This window comes from Propionispora vibrioides, assembly GCF_900110485.1.
GTDB lineage: Bacteria > Bacillota > Negativicutes > Propionisporales > Propionisporaceae > Propionispora > Propionispora vibrioides.
Window position 1 is genome coordinate 1 of the sequence record NZ_FODY01000052.1, and the last position, 5,366, is coordinate 5,366.

Genomic DNA, 5,366 nt, shown 5'->3' on the forward strand with positions numbered 1-5,366 from the left:
ATGTCCTTGGCAGCTTTATAGTCGTATAAGGCTTTTAGTCGGTCATCACTGACCTGACTGGAGCGCTCTACGTGGCTTGCCGTATCGGTAAGGGTGTTGACAACACCGCCGCCTAAGGAAACACTGATGCCGGATTGTTTGAATTCGTATTGGGTCTGGCTGTCATAAGTATCAACGGAGTTATTGATGCTCACGTTGTTGCCGGTTATCGTAATATCCTTTTGGGCAACCAGCGTAGTGCCGTCGCTCGTGACTTGTTTGCCGGCATTGATTGATACACTTTCATTCACCGAACCAATTGTGCTGCCCACCTGATCCAAGGTTTTTTCGTTGACATCCAGTTTTTCACTTTGCTTGCCAATTGTGACTCCTAAACCACCACCACTGAAAAGACCGGATTTTTTAGTCACTTTATAGTGCTCGGATGCTCCGGTCTCAGCAGCACTGGTAAGATTAATATCATTTTCGGCAATAAGATCCACCGCATTACTGCCAACAACATTACTACCTTGTACAGTGATATCATTGTTAGCGTGAATATCCACTGTATCCCCGGAAATGGTACTGCCCACAGCCTGGTTGATGAGAGAATAGTCTCTCGTATCCGTGGTTTTTTTCGAAAGAAATCCACTTTTCACCTGATGTTTTTCAACAAGGCTTTCGTGTTTTTCCGTTGCTTCTTGAACGGTTACGTCTTTATCAGCATTTATTGAAATTTTTCCACTGTCACTGTATACATTGCTGCCGGCAATTGTGATACTTCCGCCATTAGTTTTCGTAGACTCAGGGTTAACCGCAACAATATTGATGTTACCGCCGGCCTGCAGGGTGCTACCAACTATGGTTTCATCATCAGTACGAGTTCGCTTCCAATTACGGCTGGTTCCAGTCTTGGTATCTATCATTTTCTCATCTTTAACTGCACTAATATTAATGTTACCAGCTATTGATGTAAGTGTAAGGTCTTGTCCGGCACCTACCTGAGCACCAGCTAAATTAGCATCTTGTCCTGCAACAAGATTTATATCTCCACCAGCTTTAATACTGCTCGTTAAATTGGTAGTAGTCTCCATTACGGAAAATGGGATAGCAATTCTTTGACTAGTTTGTAAACTGTCAAATTTTAAATTTTGTCCAGCATTGACAATAATATCTCCAGTAGCCGATACTTGTCCACCCGAAATAGCAATATTCTTATCTGCCTGAAGTGTAATTTGTTTTCCCTCAAATGATCCTCCATGATTAATGATATTGGAAGCAGATACGTCAATTTGATCATTCGCTTTAATAATTCCTATATTGGTCAAATCACCATTAGACTTAAGAACAACTTCATCGGCACTCATTAAAGCACCACTGGCCTTTAAGTCTCCCACTCTTGTCTGAGCAAGATAAACAATGGGAACTAAAACTTTTTGCCCTTGTACCTCTTGCTCAACAAGCCAAACCATATCGGATGTTAATTGCGCCATCTGGGCAGCAGTTAATGTGACACCTACTTGAAGGTTAAATTGTTTTGCATAGGTTACTCCATTGTCCAGTAAGGCTTTATACTGTTCCTGAGAAGAAGAATAGCCGTTAATGACTTGCCTCCCGGTAAGCTGAACTAATCGATCACGAATTAGCTGTTGTTCATAAAATCCATCACCGATCTGCTTTAAAGACTTATCAAAATCAATGTGTAATTGTTTGAGCATATAATCACTGGAAATAAAGTTGGAAAAATTAGCAAATCGAGGATTCGTCTCAATAAGGTAATGACTCTCTGGTTCAGGATGAATCGTATAGAGTCCGTTCGTGGGCAAAGTGATACTTATATGATTTGCATGCGCTCCCGCTAGATTAGGTGATTGGCTAGCTGGTAAAGTTGCATTGTCACTGCCAGGAACACCAACTGGACTATTGACAATATTATTAATTGCATGGGCTTGAAGGTTAAGAGACTGTCCACCACCATATAATGAGGTATACTGATCCGATAAAGCTTCAGTTGTAGTTGATGACGGTAAATCCCGATCATTATAAACATGGCCCATTGCATGACCAGAGTTAAAAACCCTTCGCTCGTCATAGATAGGTTCATAGTTAGTAGGATCAATACCAGCATACACTTTTTCTGTAGTCCAATAATAGTATTCAACCCCTGCCCAATAATCTGTATATTCATGATAAAGTTTGGTTATATCTCTTGTCCGACCAATTGTAACGTTATTAATAGAAGCATCCACCGAGGCATTTAAAGCTCCCGCAGCTAATATCCAGCTTAGATTATTATTAATATTACCTGCATCTAATGTCATATTTCTTCCGGCGAGAATTTTGCCTTCGGGAGAATCCTTTAGTATGCTTGTTTCTCTGATCACTTGCCCTTTTAAATAAGTCCCCACAGGAACAGTGACTGGAACAATAATTGCATCAAAAGGCACCATACCAGATAGCTCCCATGGAAAAAAACTTTTATTGACGTAAGAAGTATTAATTAATTGACCTGGATTTCCATTACTTGCTTGTGAAACAACCGTCTGACCAGTCACAAATTCCCGCTTTTTATTGGTAATTTCATTAGCATATATCTGCATATCCTTGTCAGCTTGAATAATTGCGGACTGGTTGAGAACCGACACGGCTCGATCAATAGGCTTTTCTGTTTCATCCCGACCTGCGCTCCCCGCAACCGTGGTATTACCCATGCTATAAATTGTTGCAGCATCTTTATTTATTAAAGAATTTTCAATATTAAGGTTAATATCCGTGGTACTAGCTATAACAGCAGATGCACCAGTATTGGTCAAATTATTGCTCGTTATCGTCAAATTATTGGCGGTCATCGAACCGGTGTTGCTAACATTCTGGCCTCTTATTGTAACAAGATTGCCATCCAATTGACCATTGTTATTCACATCTTCCGACGCGATTAGATTAAAATCTTCACCTGCTGCCATAGTTGCAGCATTGTCATTGGTAACTTTATTGCCATCAATGGTTGTATTACCAACTGCAGTCATGATACCCTGGTTTAAAACTGTTCCCGAAGTCAACAATTTCAGGTTACGATTGGCTCGGAGCTGACCTACTGAGCTATTGGTAAAATTACCATTTAGTGTAATAGCGAGGTCCTGTCCCGCAATAGCCAGACCATTTCCGTTAAGTGACTGTGCTTGTAGTGTTAAATCTTTATTAGCGGCAATGCTACCATTTAAATTATCCACTATCGTTGCCTGAACATCCAGATTGCCACCGGCATTAATGTTACCGTTGGCATTAGTTAGGTTAGCACTATTTTGGCGAAAAATCACATCCTTTTCAGCAGAAATACTACCATTAGTATTGTCAGTGGTTTCTGCGGAACTAATATTGAGATTATCCTGCGCTTGTACCTTACCACCTCTATTAATCAGATTCTGGTAGGAAATTCCTATATTTCCATTTCCTCCTATTATGCCTGATTGATTTTGTATATCCTGACTTACCGTTATATTCATATCGCTTGTATCATGATTTATGATATTTCCGCCTAAATTACTAAGCGACTGCGCTGTTATTTTTAAATCTTTATTGGATAATATAGAACCTTGTTGATTATTAATTGTACCGGGTGTGGTTATACAGACGGCATTCTCGCTTGTTATCGTTCCCTGATTGTTAGTAAGGGAAGATGCGCTAACACTAATTTGTCGTTTGGCTTCTATTGTACCTTGTGTATTGACAACATTTTGTGTTTGAGAAGTGATTTGACCATTACTAGCTATATTCCCATTGATATTTTTCAGTTCACCAGTATTTTGAATTAATAATGTCCCATTTCCTGCATGTTGAATCTGCCCTTGATTATTTGTAATTACTCCAGCCTGTAAGGATAGATTGTATCCGTTAGTAATAATTGTACCATCTGAATTATCAATATTACTGGTTACAATGACATTAGTATTATCTATACCTGTTTGTTGAATAATGCCACTCTGATTTAAAAGTTGACCTGTTTCAATAGTCAATTTGTCCGCAATAATTTGACCAGCTTGTCCATTAACACCTTTATCATTTTGGACACTCCCATTTGATTGTATCGTTAATGCATGGTTGATTTGTATCATACCCCCAGTATTATTAACATCACCGTTTGTTGCTGTTATGCTGGCATTGCCACCAGCATAAGTAGCGGCACCACTAAGCTCAATAGACTTACCTGTTAAAGCAAGATTACCCCCAGCCAGATTTTTACCTTGTGCCACAATGCCATTAGTTGTATTAATACTAAGGTTTCCACTATTTCCTATAGATCCATCAGTATTTATGCCTGAACCAACGATTCCTGACGAGGATATCAATTGTGCAGATATATCCGTATTTTGGGCAGCTGCAATCATACCAGTATTGACCAATGTGCCAGAAGCACTGTTCACATGGATGTCGTCTTTAGCATATATTGTCCCTTGATTGGTAATATCTTGACTCGCATGTATGGTGATGCTTTTTGCTGCGTGTATACTGCCGGCTAAAGCAACTTTTCCATCATTGGTTAATTCCATATTACCGTTAAGCGACGACAGTGTACCCTGGCTGTTCACGCCCAGCCCCTCCTCGGTGCCGACCAACCTGATTTTGTTGGCGTACATCCCGCCTAGGGCACTGACATCAATAGCCACCTGCGGCCGGTTGTTATCGGCCGGCAGAACCGTAGCCTGCAGCGAGTCATGCTCTACCTGATTTGCACCTGCCACCACATTGACCTCTTTACCCCAGATGCCGGCATTGATCTGTACGGCCCGGCTGATCAGATCGGCCCGGTCAGTTTGCTGAGCATCCATGCCGTTTCCTTCAACGGTAATCTGCCCCTGATTCACCCTAAAGGCCTCCAGACTGTCATTGCCGCCAAAGACCGGCGTACCTGTGGTGAGTACAGCCCGGCTGGCGTTAATAAAGCCAAAGCCGTTGCCGGTAATGCCGTTCGGGTTGGCAATGACCACTTCGGCCCGGGAGCCGGCTACTTCCGTATAGCCGCGCAGCGTACTGGGATCGTGGCCGCTGACTTCGTTAAGAATAATCTTTGCCGTCCCGTTGGCCAGATTGGGATTGCCGGTAATATAGCCGGCTAGTTGAGTCTGAGTAAGCGTTTGGGAGTTGTTGAGAATGAGCCCTTGCGGGTCTACATTGAACTGACTATAGATATTGCGCGATACACCGGCCGCGGAAGGGGCCGTAATCTGTACAATAGGGGTCCCATTTTGTGTAGTTTCTACCTTAGGCCGGTTCTGTTCGGCCGCCTGGGAATCGGCTACCGCTTCCGCCCCCACGATTAAGGGTTGGCTGACTAATGCGAAGATGGTTACATAGGCTATTTTCTTTTTTAACCACAACGGCAGCAGCTT

1 protein-coding gene is annotated in these 5,366 nt (G+C 42.1%); it reads right to left on the reverse strand.

Annotated elements, in window-relative coordinates; genetic code table 11:
* A partial coding sequence (locus BMW43_RS20755) for a two-partner secretion domain-containing protein (RefSeq protein WP_143050683.1) occupies nucleotides 1–5,366 on the reverse strand: 5,366 nt, incomplete at both ends.